This is a genomic window from Mesorhizobium sp. WSM2561, assembly GCF_000513915.1.
In the GTDB taxonomy this organism is placed as follows: Bacteria; Pseudomonadota; Alphaproteobacteria; order Rhizobiales; family Rhizobiaceae; genus Mesorhizobium; species Mesorhizobium muleiense.
On the sequence record NZ_KI911324.1, the window covers coordinates 45,805 to 70,950 of the forward strand.

At 61.5% G+C, this 25,146-nt stretch carries 23 protein-coding genes and 2 pseudogenes; 15 read left to right on the forward strand and 10 right to left on the reverse strand.

What is annotated here, in order from left to right; translation table 11 throughout:
• Positions 1 to 87: 87 nt before the first annotated feature.
• Entirely contained in the window at positions 88 to 2,436 is a 2,349-nt protein-coding gene (locus M727_RS0133590; protein ID WP_027156166.1) for a xanthine dehydrogenase family protein molybdopterin-binding subunit, read from the forward strand.
• A 117-nt stretch (positions 2,437 to 2,553) separates the two neighbouring features.
• Positions 2,554 to 3,351 (forward strand): xanthine dehydrogenase family protein subunit M, encoded by a 798-nt coding sequence (locus M727_RS0133595; RefSeq protein WP_027156167.1) that lies wholly within the window; start codon positions 2,554 to 2,556, stop codon positions 3,349 to 3,351.
• A 225-nt stretch (positions 3,352 to 3,576) separates the two neighbouring features.
• On the opposite strand, the pseudogene M727_RS38805 reads toward M727_RS0133595, so the two are convergent.
• From M727_RS38805 to M727_RS0133610, 3 genes and pseudogenes are all read right to left on the reverse strand, one after another.
• Positions 3,577 to 4,091, reverse strand: a pseudogene (locus M727_RS38805) (GNAT family N-acetyltransferase).
• Positions 4,088 to 4,852, reverse strand: coding sequence for a copper homeostasis protein CutC (locus M727_RS0133605; protein ID WP_084647023.1), 765 nt, complete (start codon positions 4,850 to 4,852; stop codon positions 4,088 to 4,090). Before M727_RS0133605 ends, M727_RS38805 begins: the two are co-directional and overlap by 4 nt.
• A 219-nt stretch (positions 4,853 to 5,071) precedes the next feature.
• Entirely contained in the window at positions 5,072 to 5,980 is a 909-nt protein-coding gene (locus M727_RS0133610) for a LysR family transcriptional regulator (RefSeq protein ID WP_027156169.1), read from the reverse strand.
• Between the two features lie 125 nt (positions 5,981 to 6,105).
• Between M727_RS0133610 and M727_RS38810 the strand changes: the two genes are divergently transcribed.
• From M727_RS38810 to M727_RS38815, 3 genes are read left to right on the forward strand one after another with little or no spacing between them, the layout of a single operon-like run.
• On the forward strand, positions 6,106 to 6,609 hold the full coding sequence (locus M727_RS38810) for a nuclear transport factor 2 family protein (RefSeq protein WP_084647024.1): 504 nt from the start codon (positions 6,106 to 6,108) through the stop codon (positions 6,607 to 6,609).
• 58 nt (positions 6,610 to 6,667) lie between these two features.
• Positions 6,668 to 7,648 (forward strand): alpha/beta fold hydrolase, encoded by a 981-nt coding sequence (locus M727_RS0133620; protein ID WP_027156170.1) that lies wholly within the window; start codon positions 6,668 to 6,670, stop codon positions 7,646 to 7,648.
• On the forward strand, positions 7,645 to 8,199 hold the full coding sequence (locus tag M727_RS38815; RefSeq protein WP_051505859.1) for a nuclear transport factor 2 family protein: 555 nt from the start codon (positions 7,645 to 7,647) through the stop codon (positions 8,197 to 8,199). The genes M727_RS0133620 and M727_RS38815 overlap by 4 nt, the downstream gene beginning before the upstream one ends.
• A gap of 57 nt (positions 8,200 to 8,256) precedes the next feature.
• On the opposite strand, the gene M727_RS38820 is transcribed toward M727_RS38815, so the two are convergent.
• On the reverse strand, positions 8,257 to 9,111 hold the full coding sequence (locus M727_RS38820; RefSeq protein WP_051505860.1) for an AraC family ligand binding domain-containing protein: 855 nt from the start codon (positions 9,109 to 9,111) through the stop codon (positions 8,257 to 8,259).
• A 100-nt stretch (positions 9,112 to 9,211) separates the two neighbouring features.
• Between M727_RS38820 and M727_RS0133635 the strand changes: the two genes are divergently transcribed.
• Positions 9,212 to 10,384, forward strand: a complete 1,173-nt coding sequence (locus tag M727_RS0133635) for an amidohydrolase (RefSeq protein ID WP_027156171.1) — start codon at positions 9,212 to 9,214, stop codon at positions 10,382 to 10,384.
• Between the two features lie 102 nt (positions 10,385 to 10,486).
• Here M727_RS0133635 and M727_RS0133640 read toward each other — a convergent pair whose 3' ends face one another.
• From M727_RS0133640 to M727_RS0133650, 3 genes are all read right to left on the reverse strand, one after another.
• The gene (locus M727_RS0133640; RefSeq protein ID WP_051505861.1) at positions 10,487 to 10,945 is read right to left on the reverse strand and encodes a hypothetical protein; all 459 of its coding nucleotides are present in this window, start codon (positions 10,943 to 10,945) and stop codon (positions 10,487 to 10,489) included.
• Between the two features lie 59 nt (positions 10,946 to 11,004).
• Complete coding sequence (locus tag M727_RS0133645) at positions 11,005 to 11,298, reverse strand: DUF1236 domain-containing protein (RefSeq protein WP_027156173.1); 294 nt, start codon at positions 11,296 to 11,298, stop codon at positions 11,005 to 11,007.
• A 325-nt stretch (positions 11,299 to 11,623) separates the two neighbouring features.
• A complete protein-coding gene (locus M727_RS0133650) occupies positions 11,624 to 11,923 on the reverse strand; it encodes a DUF1236 domain-containing protein (protein WP_027156174.1) in 300 nt (99 codons plus the stop codon).
• Positions 11,924 to 12,444: 521 nt separating this feature from the next.
• On the opposite strand from M727_RS0133650, the pseudogene M727_RS41200 reads away from it, so the two are divergent.
• From M727_RS41200 to M727_RS0133665, 3 genes and pseudogenes are all read left to right on the forward strand, one after another.
• Positions 12,445 to 12,597: pseudogene (locus tag M727_RS41200) on the forward strand (DUF3606 domain-containing protein); the annotation flags it as partial.
• Between the two features lie 276 nt (positions 12,598 to 12,873).
• Positions 12,874 to 14,277, forward strand: a complete 1,404-nt coding sequence (locus M727_RS0133660) for a sensor histidine kinase (protein ID WP_027156175.1) — start codon at positions 12,874 to 12,876, stop codon at positions 14,275 to 14,277.
• On the forward strand, positions 14,277 to 14,951 hold the full coding sequence (locus M727_RS0133665) for a response regulator transcription factor (RefSeq protein WP_027156176.1): 675 nt from the start codon (positions 14,277 to 14,279) through the stop codon (positions 14,949 to 14,951). The genes M727_RS0133660 and M727_RS0133665 overlap by 1 nt, the downstream gene beginning before the upstream one ends.
• Positions 14,952 to 14,985: 34 nt before the next feature.
• On the opposite strand, the gene M727_RS42145 is transcribed toward M727_RS0133665, so the two are convergent.
• From M727_RS42145 to M727_RS0133680, 3 genes are all read right to left on the reverse strand, one after another.
• Positions 14,986 to 15,237, reverse strand: a complete 252-nt coding sequence (locus tag M727_RS42145; protein ID WP_027156177.1) for a hypothetical protein — start codon at positions 15,235 to 15,237, stop codon at positions 14,986 to 14,988.
• A complete protein-coding gene (locus M727_RS42150) occupies positions 15,234 to 15,401 on the reverse strand; it encodes a hypothetical protein (protein WP_156941735.1) in 168 nt (55 codons plus the stop codon). The genes M727_RS42145 and M727_RS42150 overlap by 4 nt, the downstream gene beginning before the upstream one ends.
• Before the next feature lie 990 nt (positions 15,402 to 16,391).
• Entirely contained in the window at positions 16,392 to 17,129 is a 738-nt protein-coding gene (locus M727_RS0133680; RefSeq protein WP_027156178.1) for a DUF1236 domain-containing protein, read from the reverse strand.
• Positions 17,130 to 17,291: 162 nt separating this feature from the next.
• On the opposite strand from M727_RS0133680, the gene M727_RS0133685 reads away from it, so the two are divergent.
• The 6 genes from M727_RS0133685 (at position 17,292) to M727_RS0133710 (ending at position 25,135) form a co-directional block, all read left to right on the forward strand.
• Positions 17,292 to 17,534: a DUF982 domain-containing protein gene (locus M727_RS0133685; protein WP_051505862.1), complete on the forward strand. Its 243-nt coding sequence runs from the start codon at positions 17,292 to 17,294 to the stop codon at positions 17,532 to 17,534.
• A gap of 310 nt (positions 17,535 to 17,844) precedes the next feature.
• Complete coding sequence (locus M727_RS0133690; protein ID WP_027156180.1) at positions 17,845 to 18,219, forward strand: c-type cytochrome; 375 nt, start codon at positions 17,845 to 17,847, stop codon at positions 18,217 to 18,219.
• Between the two features lie 1,027 nt (positions 18,220 to 19,246).
• Complete coding sequence (locus tag M727_RS0133695; protein ID WP_036264469.1) at positions 19,247 to 21,010, forward strand: sulfatase-like hydrolase/transferase; 1,764 nt, start codon at positions 19,247 to 19,249, stop codon at positions 21,008 to 21,010.
• 31 nt (positions 21,011 to 21,041) lie between these two features.
• Entirely contained in the window at positions 21,042 to 21,866 is an 825-nt protein-coding gene (pssA, locus tag M727_RS38830; protein ID WP_051505863.1) for a CDP-diacylglycerol--serine O-phosphatidyltransferase, read from the forward strand.
• Positions 21,867 to 22,403: 537 nt separating this feature from the next.
• Positions 22,404 to 22,877 (forward strand): (2Fe-2S)-binding protein, encoded by a 474-nt coding sequence (locus M727_RS0133705; protein WP_027156182.1) that lies wholly within the window; start codon positions 22,404 to 22,406, stop codon positions 22,875 to 22,877.
• A gap of 11 nt (positions 22,878 to 22,888) precedes the next feature.
• Entirely contained in the window at positions 22,889 to 25,135 is a 2,247-nt protein-coding gene (locus tag M727_RS0133710) for a xanthine dehydrogenase family protein molybdopterin-binding subunit (RefSeq protein ID WP_027156183.1), read from the forward strand.
• Positions 25,136 to 25,146: the final 11 nt, after the last annotated feature.

Genomic DNA, 25,146 nt, shown 5'->3' on the forward strand with positions numbered 1-25,146 from the left:
AAGGCAGTAGGGGAAGTCGGCTTAAATCCCTACTGCCCTACTCCCTTACTCCCCTATTCCCCTACTTTTTCGGGAGGAATTTCTGCGATGGGCATTGAAGGTGTTGGCGCTCGTGTAGCGCGCAAGGAAGACAAGCGGTTCATTACCGGCGCCGGGCGCTATGTCGACGACATGGTGGTTCCCGGCATGAAGCATGCGGCCTTCGTGCGCAGCCCGCACGCGCATGCTGAGATCAAGAAGATCGATGTCAAAAAAGCGCAGGCCATGCCGGGCGTCGTCGGCGTGCTGACCGGCAAGGAGCTCAAGGCCGACGGCATCGGCAATCTCATCTGCGGCTGGATGATCCATTCCAAGGACGGCTCGCCGATGAAGATGGGGGCGTGGTCGCCGCTGGCCTTCGACAGGGTCCGCTATGTCGGCGACGCGGTGGTCGTCGTGGTTGCCGAGACCAAGGGCCAGGCGCGCGACGCGGCCGAAGCGGTCGACATCGCCTATGAGGAACTGAAGGCAGTCGTCGACGCTCCGAAGGCGCTCGAAAGGAGTGCGCCACAGATCCATCCGGAAGCCGACGGCAATCTGATTTTCGACTGGGAGCTCGGCGACAGCGCGGCGACCAACGCGGCAATCAAGGCGGCTGCCCACATCACCCGCATGAAGATCGTCAACAACCGGCTGGTGCCCAACGCCATGGAGCCGCGCGCAGCGCTTGGTCACTACGACAAGGCCGAGGACCACTATACCTGCTGGACGACCTCCCAGAACCCGCATCTCGCGCGCCTGGTGATGAGCGCCTTCTACAATGTCGCGCCGGAAAACAAGCTGCGCGTCATCGCGCCGGATGTCGGCGGCGGGTTCGGTTCGAAGATCTACATCTATCCGGAAGAAATCATCTGCCTGTGGGCCTCGAAGAAGACCGGCGTGCCGGTCAAATGGGTGGCCGACCGCACTGAGAGCTTTCTCACCGACGCCCATGGCCGCGACCATGTCTCGACGGTCGAAATGGCCTTCGACAAGGACAACAGGATCACCGGGCTGAAGGTCGACACCATCGCCAATCTCGGCGCCTACATGTCGCTGTTTTCGTCCTGCGTGCCGACCTATCTCTACGCGACGCTGTTGTCGGGCCAGTACGACATTCCGGCGATCCACGCCAATGTGCGCGCCGTCTACACCAACACCGCGCCGGTCGACGCCTATCGCGGGGCAGGGCGGCCGGAGGCCACTTATCTGCTCGAACGCACCATGGAGACCGCCGCACGCGAGCTGGGCGTGTCGCCGGCGGAACTTCGCCGAAAGAACTTCATCACCTCGTTCCCGCACCAGACACCGGTCATCATGAACTATGATGCCGGCGATTATGCCGCTTCGCTGGACGCGGCGATGGCCGCTGCCGATTATGCCGGTTTTGCCCAGCGCAAGGCCGACGCCGCCAACAGAGGCAAGCTGCGCGGCATCGGCATGAGTTGCTATATCGAGGCCTGCGGACTGGCGCCGTCGGCGGCAGTCGGCAGTCTTGGAGCGGGTGTCGGCCTTTGGGAAAGTGCCGAGGTGCGCGTCAACGCCGCCGGAACCATCGAGGTGCTGACCGGCTCGCACAGCCACGGCCAGGGCCATGAGACGACTTTCGCACAACTGGTCAACCAGCGCTTCGGCGTGCCGATCGACAGCGTCTCCATCGTCCATGGCGATACCGACAAGGTGCAGATGGGCATGGGCACCTACGGCTCGCGCTCGGGGGCCGTCGGCATGTCGGCCGTTGTCAAGGCGCTCGACAAGGTCGAGGCCAAGGCCAAGAAGATCGCCGCCCATCTGCTCGAGGCCGACGAGGGCGACATCGTCATCGAAAACGGCGCCTTGAAGGTCGCCGGCACCGACAAACAAGTGCCGTGGTTCCAGATGGCGCTTGCTGCCTACACCGCCCACAACCTGCCTGGCGGCATGGAGCCGGGGCTGAAGGAGACCTCATTCTACGATCCGTCGAACTTCACCTTCCCGGCCGGCTGCTATGTCTGCGAGGTCGAGATCGATCCCGAGACCGGCGTGACCGAGGTCGTCCAGTTCGTCGCGGCCGACGATTTCGGCAACATCATCAACCCGATGATCGTCGAAGGCCAGGTGCATGGCGGCGTCGCCCAGGGAATCGGCCAGGCCTTGCTGGAGGGCACCCGCTACGACGCCAGCGGTCAGCTTTTGACGGCGAGCTACATGGACTACGCCATGCCGCGCGCCGACGACCTGCCGTCGTTCAAGGTCTCGACCTCGAACACGCCGTGCCCGGGCAATCCGCTCGGAATCAAGGGCTGCGGCGAGGCCGGCGCCATCGGCTCACCGCCGGCCGTGATCAACGCCATCACCGACGCCATCGGCATCACCGATATCGCCATGCCGGCATCGCCGTCCACGGTCTGGGCAGCGATCCGGGCGACGAAACATTGATAAGCAAATAGCGAATAGGGAGTAGCGAATAGGGAACAAAGTGCGTGCGAAGGGATAGGCCCTATTCGCTACTCACTACTCCCTATTCGCTCCTTTCCCCCGAAGGGAGAAAGACAAATGTACCCAGTCAACTATCACCGCGCCGCCTCGGTCGCCGATGCCGCCAAGCTGCTCAAGAGCGGCGATGCAAAGCTCTTGTCGGGCGGCATGACGCTGATCCCCGCGATGAAGACGCGGCTTGCCGCGCCTTCCGACCTCGTCGACCTGTCGCGGGTCAAGGAACTGCAAGGCGTCAAGGTGTCGGGCAAGACCGTCACCATCGGCGCTGCCACCACGCATCACGATGTCGCCAGCGACGAGAAGCTGAAGAATGCGTGTCCGGCGCTCGCCCATATGGCGTCCCGGATCGGCGATCCGGCGGTACGCTACAAGGGCACAATCGGCGGCTCGATCGCCAACAACGACCCCGCCGCCGATTATCCGGCGGCACTTCTGGCCCTCGACGCCACCATCGTCACCAACAAGCGCGAGATCGCCGCCGACGCATTCTTCACAGGGCTGTTCGAGACGGCGCTGGAGGACGGCGAGATCGTCACCGCGGTGACCTTCACCGCGCCGGCCAAGGCGGCCTATGAAAAGTTCCGCAATCCGGCATCGCGCTATGCGATCGTCGGTGTGTTCGTGGCCAACGGCGCGGACGGAGTCCGCGTTGCCGTCACCGGGGCCGGCGACAGCGGCGTCTTTCGTTCGAAGGAAATCGAGGCGGCACTTGCCACGAATTTCGACGCCGCCGCCCTCAACGGAGTGAAAGTGCCGGCGAATGATTTGATGAGCGACATCCACGCCTCGGCCGATTATCGCGCCAATCTGATCGTGGTGATGGCCAAGCGCGCAGTGGCCGCCGCCAACGCCTGAACCGGCCTCTTCTTCCTTCTCCCCTCTTGTGGGAGAAGGTGTCGCCGAAGGCGACGGATGAGGGGTGTTTCAGGGAATTCCGACGCTTCATTTCTTCCAACACCCCTCATCCGTCTCGGCGCTGCGCGCCGATCCACCTTCTCCCACAAGGGGAGAAGGAAGAGACGCACGAGCCGAGCGGTTCGCCCTGCAACAAACCGCAACTGGCAGGGCAGCGCCGTCGCCTCAGCCGGCTACTTGCCTGGTATAGTAGCGCACCGCCTTCTTGCCGCCGTGGATCACCGCGTCGCCGACCTCGACGAAGCCGAGCGCTGCGTGAAAGGCATCCGAAGCCGGGTTGGGCGGTTCGGCATTCACCTCGCAGGTGACGATGGTCTGGCCGGCACGCGAGACATGGTCGAACAGATCCTCATAGAGCCGCCGGGCATGGCCGCGGCCACGCGCTTCTCCCGCAACGACGACGCGGTCGACATAACGAAGCGCGGATAGCGCTCGCGGAACCACAGGAAGTTCGGGCTGTCGTAGCGGGCGTCCTGGTCGAAGGTCATGATGAAGGCTTCAAGCGCGCCGATGCGGCGCGCATAGAACGCTTCGCCGAGCAGGAAGGACAGGCGTTCCGGCTCAAGCCACGACAACTCGGCCGCGTGCGCGTTGTTGAGGGCGAGGATGGCGGGCTCGTCCTGCGGCGAAACCCGGTCGATCGGCAGGCGTGCCCGTTTGTTTTCTTCCTTCGCGATCATGCTTTCGCCGCCGCAATCGTCGCCGCCACCAGCGCCGCGTCGGTCACCGTGTTGCGGTACTCGCGGTCGAGGTCGGTGCCGCCCATGCCAAGCCGCGGATTGCGGTAGCGCATGGCACTCGGCACGTCCTTGAGTGCGGCGAAATGCATTTCGGTCAGTCCGGTTCTTTCCCGCACCTCGGCGATGTTGTTTGGGTCGAGCCCGCCGCAGCCGAGGATGATGATGCGCTTCCCCGCCTGTCGGACGAGGTCCGCCAGCAGGGCCACGCCCTCCAAAGCGGTGTCGCGCTGGCCGCTGGTCAGCACGCGGCCGACCTTGCTGTGGATCAGCGCTTCCAGCGCATCAGTCGGATCGCGTGTCATGTCGAAGGCACGGTGGCAGGTGACGTTCAAATGCCCTGCCGCCTGCACCAATTCGCTCATCCGCTTTTCGTCGATGGTACCGTCGGCATTCAGGCAGCCGACGACGACACCGGCCACGCCAAGCTCGCGCAGCGCGCTGATATCGGCGAGCATCGAACGATACTCGGCCTCGCTGTAGAGAAAATCGCCGCCGCGCGGCCGCACAATGACGTGGAATGGGATCGTCGCCAGTTCGACGGCTGCGCGCACCATGCCAAAACTCGGTGTGACGCCGCCCTCGACGAGGCTGGCGCAAAGCTCGACCCGGTCGGCGCCGGCGGCTTGCGCGGCGAGCAGGCCATCTATGCCTTCGACGCAGATTTCGATCAGCGGCAGGCGAGGGCGTTCGGTGTCGATCACAGGGCGATCCGTTGCTGATTCAAGATTTGCAGCCCTAGCATCGGGCTCCGTGCCGCGAAAGCCGGAATTATTGGCTCAACGCGACGGGTTGTTGCGGTGCATTGCGGCCAATCAACGCCTTCAAGCGCCTCAACGCCGCCACCCGGCAGATGGTCGGCGCCTGGGGGTGAGCCGGAGCGGCTCGCCGATCTGTGCCGTGGCTGGTTTCGCGGCGGCGCATCAGATCCGCAAATTGTGCGCGTTGGCGCGGACGAAATCGATGAACGCCCGCAGCTTTGGCGGGACGAGGCGGCGGCTGGGATAATAGAGGTGGAGCGGTTCGTAGGTGGGACAGAAAGGCTCCAGCACCTTGACCAGCGCGCCCGAGGCGAGAAGCGGCGCAGCGAGGCCTTCGACGGCAAAGGCCAGGCCAAGCCCTTGCGCGGCGGCGGTGATGCAGAGCGGCAGTGTGTTCACGACCAGACGTGCGTCGGGTGTGAACTCGACCTGGCGTCCATCGACAACAAACTCCCAGGGCGAGATGGCGCGGGTGCGGGTGAAGGCGAAGGCGATGCAGCGGTGGGCAGCGAGGTCGGCGGGTCGTTTTGGCGTGCCGTTACGCGCCAGGTAGTCGGGGCTGCCCAACACCACCGTCTGCAACGGCCCGCCCAGACGCGCGCCGATCATATCCTTCTCGAGAAGCTCGCCGATCCGCAGGCCGGCATCGAAGCCCTGCGCGGCGATATCGACGAAATTGTCGTCGAAGATCAGGCTAAGCCGCACCTCCGGGTAGGCCTCCATGAACGGCCCCATCAGCGGCTCGATCAGCAGCGGCGCGGCGATCCACGGCAGGCTCAGGCGCAGCGTGCCGGCGGGGCGATCGCGGGTCTCGCGCAGTGCCGCGCCGGCCGCCCGGATCTCCTCAGCCGCTGGGCGCACGTGGTCGAAATAGTGGGCGCCGGCTTCGGTCAGGCCAACGCTGCGGGTCGTGCGGTTGAGGAGCCGCACCCCGAGACGCTCCTCGAGGCCCTTGACCGCCTCGCTGAGCGAGGCCGGGGCGACGCCGAGTTCGGCGGCGGCGCGGGTGAAGCTTTTTGCCTCCGCGACCTTCACGAAGGCGACGATGCCGCTGAACTGGTCGAGTCGCATTGTGAGGATATTCCAAATAGCCTTGTCGAACTCTACGGGTTTTTCCGGCGAACCAAAAGCGTCATGTTGGCCCGACGAACGGGCTTCGCTGTCGCGATGGCCCGAAAGGCAAGGAGACAGGACCGATGACCAGGCTCGCTTCGCTCGCCGCCGGCACTCTCCTGGCGGTGTCCGCCGCCCCTGCCAACGGCGGCCCGCAGGAAGACCGCAACATCCAGTTGATCAAGGACTATTACGCAGCCTATGCGACCGGGAACCCGGAGGCCGTTCGGCCCTTCCTGGCGGCCGACATCGTGTGGCGCATTCCCGGCCACCATCCGCTGGCCGGCGACAAGCGCGGGCCGGAGGAAGTGGTCGCCTTCTTCCGTGGCCTGGCCGACGGCAAATTCAGGGCTGAGCCGATCTTCTTCCAGGCGCAGGGCGATCTCGTCGTCGACATCCATCGCGGCTGGTCCAACGTCGGCTCAGGTCCCGAGATCGACCAGCTCTACGCCCTGATGTTTCGCATCAGGGACGGCAAGATCACCGAGGCGCAGAATTTCTTGACAGACATGTACCAATCGGACGCCTTCTACTGGGCGCACCACAAGCTGAAGCCACTGCCCGGCCGACTGGCGGATGACCGCTGAGACGGCGGCCTTTATCCGTCGCTCCGCGCTTTTCGTTCCCGGCCAAAGGAGATTTGCGATGTTGAAAATTCTGACGCTGGCCACGGCAACCGCCGTCGCCCTCGGCTCAACCGCCTTCGCCGCACCGCGCGTCGAGCGCGTTGCTTTCGCCTCGCACGGTGAGCAGATCGTCGGCGATCTCTATCTGCCCGAGGATCTGGACCCGGCGAGACCTCGGCCCGCGCTGGTGGTGACCGGTGCCTGGATGACGGTGAAGGAACAGATGCCGGCCCGCTACGCCCGCGAGCTGGCCGACCACGGTTTCGTCGCCTTGACCTTCGATTTTCGCGGCTGGGGCGAGAGCGGCGGCGCCCGCCGCCAGTATGAGGACCCCAGCGCCAAGGTCGCCGACATCGAGGCGGCGGTCGCCTATCTCGCGGCCCGGCCCGAGATCAGCAAGGACCGCATCGGTGGACTCGGCATTTGCGCCAGCTCCGGCTACATGGTCACTGCCGCCGCCAAAAATGCCGCGATCAAGTCGGTCGCTTTGGTCGCGCCCTGGCTGCACGATGCCGAGGTGGTCGAGCAGACCTATGGCGGCAAGGACGGCATTGCCAGGCTTGAAGCCGCGGGCGATGCGGCCGAGGCCGCCTATCGCCGCACCGGCAAACAGGCATTCCTGCCCGCCGCCAGCCTGACCGACAAGCGGGCGATTATGTTCAAGATGCCTTACTATACAGAGGCTGGTCGCGGCATGATCCCGGCCTGGCGCAACGAGGCCGATCCGGCCTTCTGGCGCGGCTGGCTGACATTCGATGCGATCCAGGCTGCCCGGCGCCTGCATCAGCCCTTGCTGATGGTGCACAGCGAGGCGGCTGCCATCCCGCAGGGAGCGCGCAAATTCTATGCGCGGGTGACCGGGCCGAAGCAGCAGCTGTGGCTCGACAACGTCACCCAGTTCGACTTCTACGACCGCGCTGCGCCGGTAAAGTCGGCGAGCGACGCCGTTGCCGCGCATTTCCACGCCACACTGGGCAGTGCAGGGGAGGCAGGACAATGAGCCCCGTCACCCGCCGGTTTGTTTTGGCCTCGGCAGTTTTTGCCGCGACGCTTGCCGCTCTGCCGGCCTTGAGCACCATGCAGTCCACGGCTGCGCTGACGAGCGAAGACAAGACCGCCATCGCCGAGGCGGTAGCGGGGATCGGCCTCTATGCCGATTTGCGCGAATGGGATCGGGTAAAATCCTATTTCGCGGATCGCGTCACGACAGACTATACCAGCCTTTTCGGTGGCGAGGTCGCGACCAGCGACCGCGACGCGTTGATTGCCCAGTGGCAAGGCCTGCTGCCGGGCTTCGACGCCACCCAGCACCTCATCACCAACATCGTTGTCGAAGGCGCGGGTAACGATGCGGTCGCGCGCAGCCATGTTCGCGCTAGCCACTGGATCGACACGCGGTTCTGGACGGTCGGCGCCAGCTATCTGCACCGGCTGGTGCGGACGCCCGAAGGCTGGCGCGTCAGCGCCATCTCGATCCATCGCTTGTACGGGGAGGGCGACCGCGCCGTGCTGGCCGCCGCTGCGGACCGGGTGGAGGCGGCGGCGAAATGACAACGCAAGCTTGCGTCGGGAATCGGCGCCGACATTGGTGGTCCGGCCACTGCCCGATCATTCCATGTCGATGTGAACTCGTTTTGGTTCGGGAGCTTTGCCTCTCCTGAACATGCCTGGCGTCATGCCATGCATGGTCCGGAACGCACGGGAAAGATGGCTCTGGTCGGCGAAACCTGCGGCAATGGCGGCATCTGCGAGGCCGAGCCCCTGTTCGATCAAGGAGCTGGCGCGACGCAGTCTCCGGTCGCGGATATAGGCTGCAGGCGTCAGGCCAATCGCCTTCTTGAAATCCCGGATGACCTGGAACCGGGTGACGCGCGCGGCGTCGGCAAGCCGCTGCAGGTCGAACTGCGAGCCAAGGTCGCTTTCGACAAGCTCTTCGTAGAGCGAGAACCTCCGTCGCGATCCCGGGCTTTCGATCTCCTCTACCCGCCCGCTGCAATCGCCATGCCGAACGATGAGACGCCTCAATGCGACGAGCAGCGACGTCTCGGCTTGCGTCGCGTCCTGCGAGATTGAGCCCTGGTGTGCTGCCAGCAACGCTGCGGCGAGATCGCTGTCTTCGATATCAGGACGTGAGAAGACCGGAGCGTCAGCCCTGCCCAACTCGTGGGCGAGCCCCGCCATCAGCGGCACCGGGGGATAAAACGTCCGGTAGGTCCAGCCTTCCTCCGCACCCTGTTCCCCGTCATGCCACTCCTCGGGATTGACGACGGCAATGGTGCCTGCCGGAGCGACAATTTTGTGGCGTCCGATGCGGATGCGTTCGCAGCCGGCGGTGATCAGCGCGATCACATAGGTTGGGTGCGTGTGCAGTTCGTAGCGATGCTGCGTGAAGCGCGCCTTGAACAGGCCAAGCTCAGGGAAGCAGGGATGGCGCCAGTATTTCCTGGTCTCTGTCGCGTCCACGGCTTTTGTCCCTGCAGCGGTCAATCTGGTTCAAGACGCGTGTTGTGCGACCTTCTAATCGTGATCCAAACCGCCCTTTGCGGCTTGGAAGGAGAGCATCATGCTGCATAATGACCCGATCGCCGCTCTGACTCCAGAGGTCATAGCCTGGCGGCACCACATCCATGCCAATCCGGAGCTCGGATTCAAGGAATACGAAACGGCGCGTTTCGTTGCCGAGAAACTGCGCGCCTTCGGCTTCGACGAGGTGCATGAGGGGATCGGCGGCAGCGGGGTCGTCGGTGTCCTGCGCAGCGGCATGGGCACGCGCGCCATCGGTCTACGCGCCGAGCTGGACGCGCTTCCGGTCGTCGAGAGGACCGGTTTGCCCTATGCGTCCAGGAACGAGGGCGTGATGCACGCCTGCGGCCATGACGGCCACACCGCCATGCTGCTCGGCGCGGCCAGCCTGCTCAGCCAATCCCGCGCCTTCGACGGCACCGTCTACTTCGTCTTCCAGCCAGCCGAAGAAAACGAAGGCGGCAGCCTGCGCATGATCGAAGACGGCCTGTTCGAGCGTTTCCCGGTCGAGGCGATCTATGCCGTCCACAACTGGCCGGGCTTGGAGCAGGGGACGATCGCCGCTCGCGCTGGAGCACAGATGGCGGCGGTCGACAATTTCAAGCTGACCTTCGAGGGTTTTGGCGCGCATGCCGCCATGCCGCAGCTTGGCGACGACCCGATCCTGGCCGCGGGCGCCTTTGTCCAGGCCGTTCAGCGTATCGTCAGCCGCTCGGTCGATCCGCAAACCGCGCTGGTCGTCAGCCTCACCCAGATCCACGGCGGCAATGTCGGCAACATCGTGCCGGGCAGGGTCTGGCTGCAAGGCACCTGCCGGTTTTTCGAGCCCTGTCATTCCGATCATTGCGAGAAGCTGATCGGCGAGATCGCCCACGGCATTGCCGTTGCCCATGCGCTCAAGGCCACGCTCGACTACAAGAAGGGCTATCCGCCGCTCATCAACACGGCTGACGCCACGGCCCGCGCCATCGCGGCAGCCGCCGCCACCGTCGGCAGCGAGAACGTCTCGACCGAGTTCAGCCCGAGCCTCGGCTGCGAGGATTTCGCCTTCATGATCCGCGAGGCTGGCGGCTGCTACGCGTGGATCGGCGTCGGCGATGTCGGGCCCGGCGAGGGCCTGCACGGCGACCGCTACGTCTTCAATGACGAGATCGTGCCGACCGTGCTGCGCTACTACGTCAATCTGGTCGAGCAGACGCTTCCCGCCTCGTGAACCGTCAGAGGGAAAACTGACGGCTCAGCGGGAAATCGATCTGAATGCGATTCGTGGACGATAAGCCGGGAAGGGGTCAGGCGCGAACCAACCCGACGCATCTCAGCCGGCTGTTGCCACGAGTTGCGTTACGCGGACGGGATTTTCCAGCACTGCCTGTGCGGTATCGGCCTGATTTTCATCGACCTGCGCCATCACGAAAATGACGCCTTGTTCAACGTTCGGCTCACTCGGCTGTCTGGCAACATCGGCAGATGCCTGGAGAAGCCCACCAGCAAAGCCGCCGCAGGCCCCACCGACAAGAGTTAGGCCAGCCACCGCTCCGACAGGATCAATGCCGGTGGCCTCAAAAGCACCCAGGCCGATTAACAGACCAGCGGCCGCGCCAAGCGCGGCACCGCCCGGACCGCGCAGGACAGCCCTGATTTCGTCGTCGTAAGGTCCGATGACGCTGATCTGTTCTTGAGAAACTCCTGCCGCCTGAAGCGCCGCAACGGCACGCGCTGCCTGGTCGCGGGAATCGAAAAGTCTGCTGATTGTTCGCATTTTGACACTGCCCATCGCATAGTCGCCCGCCGCTCGTTTCGAAGCGGCGGGCGTCTCCTCCCATCGCGTTCAGGTCACTGAATGATCTTGACGATCTTGCGTGTGCCGGGATCAACAAGAACGGTGCGATTGTCAACGACGACGTAGCGATACTCGACGTCGGGAACTTCATGAAGCTCGACCGTCTCGGGTACCGTTGAACCAATATTGAGCTCCACGCCAGGGAGTTCCACGGATGCGAGCGGCTGCTTTTTCACATATTCCCTGATCACGGTCTCCTGTTCAGGTGCGATGATCACGTCCTGCGCGACAACAGCGCCAACGCTGGCCAGCAGAAACGCGGCTGCGGTGGAAAGATGCATTCTCATAAGAGCCTCCTTTATGTCTGTGACTTGTAAGCCCATTTGCGCTGGACGGCATCCGCGCCTTGCTTACCCAAACTTGAGGCAGCCGCAAACGTTCCTTAGCTGGGCTTCGGTCCGATTCGGCAGGGCCTTTGCGTAGGACCTCAGTCTGACGCGTCGCGCCCAAAGGGCGATGCCGCGGGTTTCGGGGCGCACCGACTGCACGCTTCAACTGCTATGAACCATGGGCGCTATGAAACCATAGGCGCTATAAACCGTAGGCGACAGCGCAACGCAAGACGGCCCGCCGCGTCCAAGCGGCAGGCGTCTCCTCCCCAGGCCATTTCAGTCAATCGATGATTTTAACGATCCTGCGTGTGCCTGGATCGACAAGAACGGTCCGATTGTCGACGACGACGTAGCGATATTGGACGTCGGGAACTTCATGAAGCTCGACCGTCTCGGGCAGCGCCGAGCCGATATTGAGCTCCACGCCAAGCAGGTTCACCGAGGCAAGCGGCTGCTTTTTCACATACTCCCTGATGACGGTCTCCTGTTCGGGCTGGATGATCACGTCCTGGGCAGCCACGGCGCCGACACTTGCCAGCAGCAGAAATCCTGCGGCTGCAGTGGAAAGATGCATTCTCATAAGTTTTTCCTTCCTGATGAGCTGTCTGCGCTGGGACGCATCTTCGTCGCGCCAAGCTCACCTTCAACAACGAGACAGCTGCAAACGTTCCGCGGCTGGGCTTCGGTCCGACCAGAGACGCCGTGCCGTTGGACCTAAGTCTGAATTGTCGTGCGCAAAGGGCGACGATGGAGTGTGGCCCGGAACCACGACTGCCTGCACTCGTTGCTCGCCGTGCGTCACGGGAGGAATCGATGGAGAATAGTGTTCACCAAGCCCGCTGGCTACTTGCACCGGTCTTCGCTGTCTCCATTGCCTTCCTGGCAATTGGAATAGTCGTCAGCTGACGAACGACCGACTTGACGATGTGACCGATGGACGAACATATCTGCGCAGCTAAGTCCCTTCCTGCGCCGATAAGGGACCACCCGCCATTCCTCGATTTGGCGGGTGGTCCCTCGTTTGCGTCCAATGTTCAAACGAGCTTTAGTGGGAAAACGGAAATGGACGACAACAACAAAGATTGATCGTTTCTCGACCGCGACCGCCTGTCGGTGGACCAGTATTACGAGGTGGAGCATTTCGCGCGAGAAAATGGCGTTTCGCCCAGCCAGGTCAGCAGGCTGATCAAAAAGAACGGCAACGATCGGACGACCCTTACGCAAGCGGTGAGAGAATTGCGCGACCGGAAGTGAAAGTACGCAGCACCTTCCGCCGCTGCCAGGGGCGACAGGTGCCGGCAGCACGTGGTTGAGGCGTCATATTTGCTGCCTCGCTCAACCATGGCAGTGGTGTTTGCGCAAAAAACCGCAAGGTTGCGGTTTTCGTCCAGCCCGCAAGCCCTAGGTTCCCTTGTTATTGATCGGTGCAGATCAAAGATGGCGTCACTTAGCGTCGTTCGACGACAGATTGGCTGGTTCTCTCGAATCGTGCCGCTGGCGCGACGCGCCGCCGACCGGGCCGGTGGAGATATGGCGCCATACAGACCGACAAGATTGCTCGATCGGTGGAATGCACTGTCGCTGGCCACTCAGTTTCTGCTCGCCGGCGGGCTGTTCTCGCTGTCGGCGATGATCGTGGTGGGAATGTCCGTGACAAGCCAGATTGAAGCCGCGGTCACCCGGAACTCGGCCGCCTCTAGCGCTCTTTACGTCGACAGCGTCATCGCGCCGCTGCTTCCCGACATGCGCAGGAGCGAGATGCTGGACGAGAGCGTTGCGCACGCGCTGGATGAAACGCTGGGACAAGGCGCGCTCGGCAAAAGGCTCGAATCGTTCAAGCTATGGCGCCGCGATGGCACCATCCTCTATTCAACCAATAAAAATCTGGTCGGGAAGCGCTTTCCACTCAGCGACAATCTCCGGGCCGCATTCGCAGGCGACATGGTTGCTGAATTGGACAGGCACTACGATAACCAGGCTGAGAGGGACAGCGGCCTGCATCTTCTTGAAATCTATAATCCGATGCTTCAGCCATGGTCGGGCGAAGTCGTGGCTGTTTTGGAATTCGACGAGATCGCCACCGATTTTGAAAAGGATCTCCGGCAGGCACTCGTTCGGACCTGGTTCGATGTCGCAGCCGTCACCGCGGTTTTTTTCCTCGGTCTTTCGGTGATCGTTTTTCGTGGCAGCCGCACGATTCGTTCGCAGAGCCGCTCCTTGAAGCAGCGCATTGCCGAACTTTCCGTCCTGGTTGCTCAAAACAGAATGTTGAGGCTGCGGGTGCAGCGTGCTTCGCAGCGCGCCACAGCACTTAACGAGCGTTACCTCAGGCGGATCGGCGCTGACCTGCACGACGGGCCGGCGCAACTGGTTGCCCTCGCTGCGCTAGGGATTGACAGCCCCGTGCTAGCCGATCCTGCCACGCCGGCTGCGGCGCGCGCGCGGGAATTGCAGGTGGTCAAAGCGAATCTGGACGATGCGATGCGAGAAATCAGGAATGTCAGCAAGGGTCTTATGCTGCCGCATGTCGAGAATGCCGAGTTGACGGAAATCCTCGAGCTTGCCGTGCGAGCGCACGAAGAGCGGACCGGCGTCAGAGTGATGCTGTCCATGACCGGGAACCACACACCCTTGTCGCCAGCGGCCAAGATCTGCATCTTTCGCTTCATTCAGGAGGCGCTGAACAACGGCTTCCACCATGCCGGGGGTGCCGGTCAATCAGTCGCGAAACAATTCGACGGGGAGCGCGTTTCTATCGAGGTTTCCGACACCGGCCCAGGTTTCGACCCGAAGATCATCCACCCTGAACGGCTGGGGCTCATCGGGCTGCGTGAGCGGGTAGAAAGCCTCGGCGGCCAATTTGATGTAACATCTTCACAGGATGGCACGGTGGTGAAAATGGTTCTCAACACAGTCGAAATAGGACAGGCGTGATGGCAGCGGCCATAAAGCTCGCCATTGTCGACGACCATCCGCTGTTCAGGGAAGGCGTTGTGCGCACCCTCGAGCAGATCGGCGGGTTCGAGATCGTTGCCCAAGGCAGCAGTAGAGATGAGGCCTTGCGGATATCGGAAGACCAGCAGCTCGATATTCTGCTGATGGACATCTCGGTGCCTGGAGGGGGCCTCAGCGCGGTCGAACCGGCTCTGGAGCGGCACCCGGATCTGAAAATCGTGATGCTGACCGTTTCGGAGGAAAACCAGCACGTCATGACCGCCTTGCAGAGCGGGGCAAGAGGCTACGTCCTGAAGGGTGTCGGGTCGAGAACCCTGGCCGCCATACTACGCACGGTGGCGATGGGCGAACGGTATGTTTGCCCGCAATTGTCGGCGCGCGTGTTGGTCGACCTGTCGAGCCAATCAACCGCGATCGAGAAACCCGACGTGCTGGCCGAACTCACCAGTCGCGAAAGAGAGATCCTGACGCTCGTTGCCGCGGGATTGAGCAACAAGCGGATCGGTCTTCAGCTGAACCTGCACGAGAAAACCATAAAGCATCACATGACGCGGATTCTGGCCAAGCTCAATGTGAGCAACCGGACCGAAGCCGCGATGACATTGCGCGACGCGACCGAGCATCAGCATCCGCCTGTCGGCCATCCTGCATGAAGCAAGACAGCCTTGCGGCCAGTGGAACGCGCCATCACTCGATCATCCGGAGCAGTCTTGGCCGATCGGAGTTCTTTGCCTGCCGCCGAATGATGGTGCGGCCCATGGCATCGCGCATCTCATAATGGCCGCCGTCGATGCGCTCGCTCAGCCCGTTGGAATGCACCACACCCACGCTTGCCCCGCGCACCTCGACCCGGTCTCCAGTGGTCGCGTTGATATATGTTTTGGGCTTGTTGCCAGGATTTAGCGCGGTAGCCGGATTTGTCGGCGGCGTGACGTTCAATGCTTTTGCTTCGTCCTCGTCCGCGCTGCCGTTCGGGTCCGTATCCTGTGGGTCTGCGGCATTTCCTGGGTCTGCGGCATTTCCAGGATCTGTGGCATTTCCAGGATCTGTGGCATTTCCAGGGTCTGCGGCATTTCCAGGGTCTGCGGCGTTGCCAGGCGCATTTCCAGAGTTGCCGGGGCTTTCAGTGTCTCCAGAGGTGCCGGAGTCAGAGTTCCCAGCGTTCCCAGAGTTCCCTTGTGCCCAGGCGGCCTGCGGGCTTAGCGTCAGGGACAGGCCGTCCTGTGCCACACGGTAGGGGCTCACGACGAGAACCAAGGCCGATGCGCTCAGGCAGATGGCGACGCGAAGCCCTCGAAGAGATTTGAGACTGCGCTGCGATTGAGGCCGGGCAGGCCGCGCACTGGCGAGAACTCTTGTCTCACAATGCTTCGGGCGCTGCGGCCGTATTGCTTCTGTGATCAATGAATTTGCCAATAGCACGCTAGAATATCCTTTGACCGTCACGCTCTACGCTGCATTTCCACCTATTTCGAATTCGCCCAAGTCAATCCTTCGCCCAAGTCAATCCTTTGCCCCGGCAATCCCTCGCCCTAGTCAATCCTCTGTACTCTGCACCAATTTATCACGCTTTCGCCATCATCGGGCTGTGTCAAGACCCACCAGTCTCAAGGGGAGAAACCGGTGGGTCTCGCTGGCGCAGGAAGGGACTCATGACTGCGCGAGTGCGTTGCCTTCATCGGTCGACCCCATCAGCCGATGAAAAGCCCAACGGCTGCGACCCCGAACACCAAGCCAAATACCGGAAAAAGCAGCCAACGTGCCTGGTGAATGCTGGGGTCCATTGCAGCCTCCTGTCACGGGGTCGGCATCGCAACGACGCCTGCAGGAGCTCGTTCCTAAAAATTCCCCCATTTCAGGCTTTTGCTATAGCGGTCCCGGACCAAAGCACTGCCTGGGCCAGCCCATGGTCGGCAAGCGGCCAGACCGAAGTCCTATCTTGGGCTCTTTGAGCAGGAAGGATCCTCGACACGCAGAAAGTCCGTCAGCTTGAACAGACGTGATAGCCGTCGCCTTCGGTGACAGGAACTGGTCAATGCAGGTGAGGGGTCCGCCGTGGGCAACGGACCCCTCCTTCAGCCCGAACAAGGGCGTTAGGCCAGAATAAGCACGATCTTGAGTGTACCCGGGTCGACGATGACGATACGGCCATCGGCCAACACGAAATACTCGTACTCTTCGTAAGCTGGGACGATTTCGATGATTCGCGGTGGCAGACGACGCAGTGTAACCTTCTGCCGCGGAACCTCGACACCCACCGAGATGTCAAAGTCGACGTCGGCAACCGGTTCGACCTTTTCCTGCTTGAGGATTTGGGTGATTTCCGTTTTCTGTTCAACGGTCACATTGCTGATCGCGCCGGTCTCCGTCTTATCCTGTGGCTGAGTAGTGCCCTGAGTCTGCTGCTCGGTGGCAGTACCGGCCTCGCCCTGAGTCTGCTGCTCGGTGGCAGTACCGGCCTCGCCCTGAGTCTGTTGCTCGGTGGTGGCGCCGGCCTCGCCCTGGGTCTGCTGCTCGGTCTGGGTCTTGGCCTTGTCCTGCGCCTGTTGCTCGGTTGTGGCGCCAGCCTCGCCTTGAGTCTGCTGCTCGGTGGTTACGCCGGCTTTACCCTGGGCTTGCTCGTCGGTCTGCATCTTCGCCTTGCCTTGAGCCTGCTCCTCGGTGGTGGCGCCGGCCTTACCCTGTTCGCCCATTGCACCTTCCGGGCAACCGGCCGAGCCGGCCGGGCAGTCGGTGCCGGACTGGCTTTGGGCCGGCTGCTGTTCCTGAGCGAATGCTGCGCCACAGCCAACGCCTATAGCCAGCATACTGGTGATCAGAACTTTTTTCACGAGACGTCTCCTTCGAAAAGTCTGTCCCTTCATGGGGAAAACCACCTCTGGAATGTTTTGTTCCAAGCGAATTGACGGGGCGCGGAAGCCGCGTCCAGGCGCGCCGGACTGAGCCATCGAGCGCGCGCCGGCCGGCCTGTTTTCGTCAGGAAAGGGGAGTTCATGGTGGAGGAAATCGAATGCTTGGCCGATGCTTTCGAGTTCCTGCAGAAATGGCCGAACAATCGCAGAGGGCCAATCTTTGACACGGCGTTCCGCGCCTGCCAGCGCGCCTATGATGGCCAGGTTCCCATTTCCGTTGCACGCGAGGCTTTCGCCGGCTTCGCGAGATCGGCCAAAATTCTCGAGGACGCCTCTGCAGCTATGACGGCACAGAAAACCGGTCGCGGTGGCGTGACGGCGTAACCGATGTAGCTGCCTAAAGCGCGTCGCGTTGGAATGGACCCATCCGACGCATGCGGCGCGCTCAGGGTTTTTGAAGTTATGCACGCCGTATTGCAAAACCGCTGCCGATTTGGAGCGGCGTGCTCGCCGATCGGAACTGCGTACTTAGAAATCGCACTTCTGGGCTTATGCAACGAACGCCAGCTAATCCGGCTTTGGCACAGAGGTTATCGTCGCCAGATAGAAGCCCGAGCAAATCGAAGTCGGACCATCTCTTTCACTAAGCAATTCCGGTCGGGCTTTTTGGCCGTCCAATTCGGGAACAATTAGCGTGGAAAGAATTTTGCTCAGCATCGCGTCCTCTGCCTTGGCCCTTCTGTCGGTATCTGTCGCTGCCTTTGCGCAGGCAGATGCTGCGCTGGGGCAAAGAGCGTTTCAACGCTGCTCAGGATGTCATTCAACCGCCGACCAGAGAAAAGCCGGCCCCGGCCTCGGCGGTATTGTCGGACGGCCGGCCGGATCTATGGAGGGGTACCGTTATTCGAAAGCCCTGAAGTCGTCCGGATTGGTATGGGACGAGGCAACGCTGGACCGGTTTCTAGCGGCGCCCCGCGAGGTTGTTCCGAAAACGACGATGACGATGGCCGTGTCCAAGCCTGAGGACCGACAGAATATTGTCGCATACCTGAAGTCCTTGTCGCAGTAGACTCGAATTTGCATCCTGGAATGCGGGCGTCGTTTTCGAACCCGCCCGCCATCGGAAAGTGGCGAGCCACCTTCCGCCATGCGCCGGCCTCCAACCCTGAGCACACGTGCAGTCTCTGCGACCTGCGGCAACGGACCCGCTTTGTTCCGACGTCCACCTCAACATTGCCAGGTGCTTTTCGAAGGTGAGCGGTGTTCGACGCCGCGCATGCCCTGACGCCTTGCCGCTCCGTGGGAGCGCAGCTGTCAGGGACAATGCGCTTCGGCGCGAGGGCCCCTACTTCAGGAGCCGGATCAACGGATCAACAATCGCCTGGCGGCCTTAGCAATGCGCCGAGTGTAGCTGGCACTTGTAGGAGGAAACCGGTCACGAAGGAGGAGGTGCCATCCTACCGGCGAGCCAGACGTTTCCAACCTGAAATTCGAGTCGCGGCCATCCGCTCGACTCTCCAACGCTGCATTTGAAACCGCCTTCGCCCACCATAGCAACGCCACCCTTTCCGAACACCCGATCCTGAGGTGCTTTTACGCATTGGACGACGACACTCGTATTCGCCTTCAACAGTCCGGGACGGCGTCACGAGCCAAATCGATATCGAGCGGCAGCTGGGCGTCAGCGCTGTCGCGATGAATTCCTGGAACTGTTTCTGGAGCGCAGCGTCCAGTGCGGCAGCATCGTCTTTACAATCAAGCAATTGCATCACGATCGCGGGGTGTGCCTGCTTCGTTCCAGACTTTGAACCGTAATGTCTTCGCCTACATGACTTCCGTCCGTACGTGGTCGAAGGCTGCTGGCACTGAATTGGACGACGACTGCGTCCGTCAGAGAGGCGTCCGAGGACGTTGCGCAGGAATCCAATTCCCCATCGGGCTGATGCTAGGCCTGCTTCTACTCCCTTTGCTTGGTGCATGGCTTATAGGCACCGCCTTTCTGCTGTCCAACAACGTCATCTATCTGTCATATTGTGAACTTCCCGAAAACTTAGCCGACGATAGACTCCCTGCCCGAACACCCCAAAGCGTGGCCAATGCTGGGCGACAGGGAAGGGGGAGGCATGGAGGCGTCAATGCGAGAAGGGAGGTCACTTCTTGCCCTGAAATGCGCGTTGCTGCTCGCAGTGATCCTCCTCACCAATCATGGCTTTATCGACCGCATCCGGTTGCTCATTGACGATCAGCGCCAGCTGACCTTGATGATCTTCAGCATCATCTGGGTCATCTCTGTGTTGGCAGTGTTGGCCGCTGCCTTTCATCCCAACTGGATCATTCGGCTCTTGTGGGCTGTCCCCCTCGCGATATCAAGCGCCGCAGCCTATGGCTATTACCTTGTCCAAGGGTCCGAGTTCTTCATCTTCGACGTTCTCAATTTCTGGACGGTCCGCCACGAGGCTCGCAGGGCGTCCGAATTTTATTCCAATGCGATTTGGTGGTCGGTCGCTGTCGCGATATTGGGTGTTGTCGCAATCGCCATGCCCCCCTCCCTTCCGCCACTGGCGACACGCAAGACCAGATACTGGTCACCACTAGTGCCCATGTTGCCGATCGTCCTCATTGCGGGCGTGGTTATTTATCGAGAGGGCAAAGGTTCAGAAGCGTTGCCGAAGCAGTTCTCGCCGCTGTCCCTGGTGGCGATCGCAGCCTACAAGGTGAACAGTGGAGCGTTCCCGGAGCGGGAAATCGTATCCATGACGCCGGAACGAAAACAGGCGCGGGCTATCGTGCTGCTGGTCGACGAAAGCATTCGGTCCGACTTCGTAAGCCTTGAGCCCCGTAACCCCGTCACTCCGCAACTGGCCGAACTCAGAAGCCGATTGATTGATTTTGGCCCCGCGGTGTCCGGCTCAAATTGCTCTCTTCAATCGAACGCATTGCTTCGCTTCATGGCCTATCCTCGAGATCTAATTCAATCAGTCAGGGCGAGCCCGACAGTTTGGCAGTATGCAAGGAGGGCAGGTTATCGCACCGTGTTCATAGACGCCCAGGCAGGTTTCGTCACCGTCTATGGCAAACTGCAAAACTACATGACGCCCGCCGAAGCGATTTCGATCGACCGATTCTACAAGTTGGACAATGCAATTCGAACGCATGATCTCGACGATGAACTCGTTAATATCGTGCTCAAGGAAATGAGCGTCGGCGATCCTGTTTTTATATACGCGAACAAGAATGGCGCGCATTTCCCCTACAGTGACGGGTCGCCTGCGGAGTTTGCATCCGACGCCGGCACCTCAGGGACGCTTCAATCCTATGCAAACGCGGTGCGCTGGTCGACAGACCGCACTTTGTCCCGTTTGATCGATGGGGCCGACTGGAGGGACGCAACGATGATTTACACGTCGGACCATGGACAAAATTTCAGCGTCGGCCGTCTCACGCACTGCAGTTCATATACGAATGTAGACCCGAACGAAGCCATAGTTCCAATGTTAGTTTCAACCGGGGATGAGGAGCTTCGGGCCCGCTTTGAGAAAGTCGCCACGCAATATCCGAACATGGCCACTCATTTTGCGATAGCGCCAACGCTGTTGGAGTTGATGGGGTACCGACCATCCGAAATATCGGCTCGATACGAAAGCTCCCTCCTTCACAGCCTGACATCGCAGCTTCAGTTCGTAACAGACGATATCCTCGGATTGTTCTCCAATCGTCCCGCTTGGCACTCCGTCGATCCAACGATTCAAAAGGGTCGCCAGCGGCTTGACCTCCTGGTTACGCTGACGAAGTCGCGTCCGAATATTTGCGAGGGCGGCATTGGCTGCGTCGCAGAACCGGAACCAATCTCGAGCGAATAGCAGGGATGGCAGAGAAAAAGGAAGATCGACAATGGCGAATGAACGCAAGTCGGCTGACGCGGCATTGAACGACAGCAAGAACACGCTATTGGATGGCCGCAAAACACATTCTCGACTTGTCCAGCAGATACCCAATGCCATAACAGCGCTGGCGCTTTGCTCGGGCTTGGCTTCCGTTCGCTTCTCGATCGAAAACGAGTTCGAATTCGCACTGTTGGCGATCGTCGTGGCAGCAGTGCTCGACGGTCTTGATGGCCGTCTGGCGAGGCGGTTGCATGCGTCGTCACAGTTCGGAGCCGAATTTGACAGTCTTGCGGATTTTCTTAGCTTCGGCGTAGCGCCGATCGTCCTGCTTTTCTTTTGGGGCGAGGCATTGATGACCGGCCCGTTCAGCCTGTGCCTAATGGCATTCGCTCTTGCTTCGGCCGCGCGCCTGGCGCGCTTCAATGCGCAGTCAAATTCGGCAGCAGCGGCATGGCAGAAAGCGTATTTCACTGGGATGCCGACACCGGCCGCTGCCCTAACGGTTTTGTTGCCCATATCGCTGGCTCCGCCGACACCTGCAACTGTTCAGATTGCGGGGCTGCACGCAGCTCTGATCGCTTTCTTGATGGTTTCGACGATCCCGACTTTTTCCGGGAAGAAGTGGGCTTGCCAAGTCCCCAAGGGGATGATGATTGCGTTGTTCTTAGCAGTCGCAGGGCTAGTTGCGGCCGTCGTGCTCTACCCCAGCGAGTTTCTGGTTGTTCTGACTGTCCTTTATCTCGCCTCCATTCCGATCAGCTGGATCAGTTTCCGTCATGATGAGAAAATTCACGACGAAATCGATGTCGAAACCGCTCGGGTAGTGGAATGACATCTGGAAGCCTTGATGGCTGTCCAGGTCCCGGCTCGGGCAGGCAGCAACTACCTCGCGGCAACTGCCGCCTCCCACCTATGGCGACCTTCCAAACGTCTGCAACGATTAGGGCCGCGCCGCTCTTCCCCGATCTGTGAGGACGGTCTCGGGCGGGTACCAAGCGTCCGATTCAATCCACTCTAGCCGGGTTTATGCACAGCGCTGAACGTTTGGCGGCCTGAGGTGTTGATCTTTCGAAGCGGAAGTAACAGTCCTTTTCAGGGCCGTTCGCCGCAACTGGCGCATCTACTGCTATTCGATCCCAGTGAACGGCAAAGCCGGCGCTGACCGCGCAAACGCGGACGTGCCTCGCCTGTGTGACGCATTCAGAAACCACGTTTCTAAGGCATGCAAATTGCGCAGTCTAATCCAGCATCGCCCGGCGAGCTAGCTTTAGCGCTAGCCACCAAATTGCCAATGTCTCAGTCGGCCGGGAAGCTCCAGGCCGCTTGGGAAGCCTATTCGGGTGGAGCAACCCAGGAGAACCTACCGGCCATGATCTCATTGAATATCAACGGGCGAGAGCACGAGGTTGACGTTGACCCGGAAACTGCGATCCTTTGGGTCCTGCGTGACACGCTTGGAATGAGCGGCACCAAATTCGGCTGTGGCGCAGCGCTCTGTGGCGCCTGTACGGTGCATCTGGACGGCGAGGCAATCCGCTCGTGCAGCACACCGGTTTCCGCCGTTGAAAGCGGCAAGATCACCACGATTGAAAAGACAACCGACGGCACCGACCGTGTCGGCGCGGCTGTCCACGCTGCATGGGTCAGGCACGACGTGGCACAATGCGGCTACTGTCAGAGCGGCCAGATCATGAGCGCGACGGCCTTGCTCGCGTCGCTGTCGCCCGGAGCGCAGCCGACCGCCGAAGAGATCGACTCCGCCATGGCCGGAAACATCTGCCGCTGTGGAACCTATGCCCGTATCCGCGCCGCTATAGCCGACGCCGCCAGCACCCTCGTCTGAAGGAGACGCATATGTTCCCCAACATGGATCACAAAGAGCTGCCGCGTGCGCTGCAACACATCATGGAACGGGGCCGTTCAACGACGGTCCAGGCGATGCCACGCCGCAGCTTTCTCAAGCTGACGGGGACCCTCGGCCTGGCTGTCGGCATTTTCCCTGATTTGGCAGTCGCGCAGTCGTCCGAGGCCGATGAGGCGGCAGTCAGTCTGAAGCCGACCGAGCAGCCCTCTGCATTTGTCCACATCGCGCCCAATGGAGAGGTTACGGTCACAATCAACCGGCTGGAGTTCGGTCAAGGCGTCCAAACGGCATTGCCCATGATCCTTGCCAAAGAACTCGATGCGGACTGGAACTTGGTGCGCAGCCAACTCGGCACCAATGACATCGCCTATGTCGATCCGCTCTTCGGCATGCACCTTACCGGCGGTTCGAACACAATCAAGAACAGCTTTACGCAGTATCGCGAACTGGGTGCTCGTGTTCGCGCCATGCTGCTGGCGGCCGCGGCGACCCGCTGGAACGTGGAGGCGTCCACTCTGCGAACTGAGGCCGGCGCGGTTCTGGCCTCCGATGGCCGCAAGCTTGGTTATGGAGAGCTTGCCGAGGCGGCCATGGCCTTGCCAGTGCCGCAGAAGATTGCGCTGAAGGATCCCAAGGATTTCCGCATCATCGGCCAGCCCACCCGGCGTTTGGACGCTCAAGCCAAGAGCAGCGGCCAACAGAGTTTTGGCATCGACTTCAAGCTGCCGGGACAGTTGACGGCCGGGGTGGCTCGTCCTCCGGTCTTCGGAGCCAAGATAGCCACCCTGGACGACAGCGCAGCCCGCGCCGTCAAGGGCGTGAAGGCCGTCCTGCGCGTGCCGCTGGATCGCGGTGCCGAGGGCGTGGCCGTCGTGGCCGACGGATATTGGCAGGCGTCTCAGGGCCGCGATGCCCTTAAGGTGGAGTGGGACACATCTGCCGTCGAAAAGGTCGATAGCGAACGGCAACTCGCGCACTATCGCGAGATGGCCGCTCGCCCCGGCCCGCGCCAGTTCGATTCCGACATGGTGCCATTGGAAACGGCGCCGCTGAAGCTGGAAGCTGAGTTCGTGTTCCCGTATCTCGCCCACGCGGCGATGGAACCGCTGAACTGCACGGTACGGCTTGCCGATGATCGTGCCGAGATCTGGATGGGAAGCCAAAGTGCCGGACCCGATGCCGCCGCTGCCGCATCCGCGCTCGGCCTCAAGCCGGAACAGGTCGTGCTTAACGTGCAGATGTCGGGCGGCGGCTTCGGTCGGCGCTTTTCCAGCACCTCCGACACCGTGGTCGAGGCCTGCGAAATAGCCAAGGCCGCCAGGTCGGCGGGGCTGAATGCACCGATCCGAACGCTTTGGAGCCGCGAGGACGATATGAGGGGCGGCTACTACCGTCCACTGCACCTGCACCGCGCCCGCATCGGCTTTGACAATCAAGGCAAGGTGCTGGCCTGGGATCACAGCATCGTCGGCCAGTCGATACTTACCGGAACCGTGTTCGAGCAGTTCATGGTGAAGAACGGCATCGACGCCGCCACGACGGAGGGCATGCGGGCTCCCTATCCGCTTCCAATGCGGCTGACCGTGCATCATCCCAAGGACAACGTGCCGGTTCTGTGGTGGCGCAGCGTCGGCTCCACCCATACGGCTTATGTGATGGAGACCCTGCTCGACGATATAGCGCGTGCAACCGACCAAGACCCTGTAGCCTACCGCATGCAGCTCTTCGGCGATCAGCACATCCGCCATCGTGACGCATTGCAACTGGCCGTTGACAAGAGCGGGTACGGCAAGACGCAATTGTCCGAGGGGCGGGCCTGGGGTGTGGCGGTGCACGAGTCCTTCAGCTCAGTGGTCGCTTACGTGGTGGAAGCCTCTGTTGCCGATGGACAGCCTAAACTGCATCGGGTCACGGCCGGGGTTCACTGCAATCTGGCCGTCAACCCTCTGACCGTGGAGGCGCAGGTACAGGGCGCGGCGATCATGGGCTTGTCGATGTGCTTGGCAGGCTCTGCAATAACGCTCAAGGACGGCGTCGTCGAGCAGAGCAACTTCAGTGACTATAGGGTTGCGCGCATCACGGACGTGCCGGAATTCGACATCCACATCGTGCCTAGCGCCGAACCGCCCACGGGCATGGGCGAGCCCGGCTTGCCACCATTGGCGCCGGCATTTGCCAACGCCATAGCACGGCTCACGGGAAAACCGCTGCGTCAATTGCCGTTCAATCTGACGTAGCCGTTTTTACG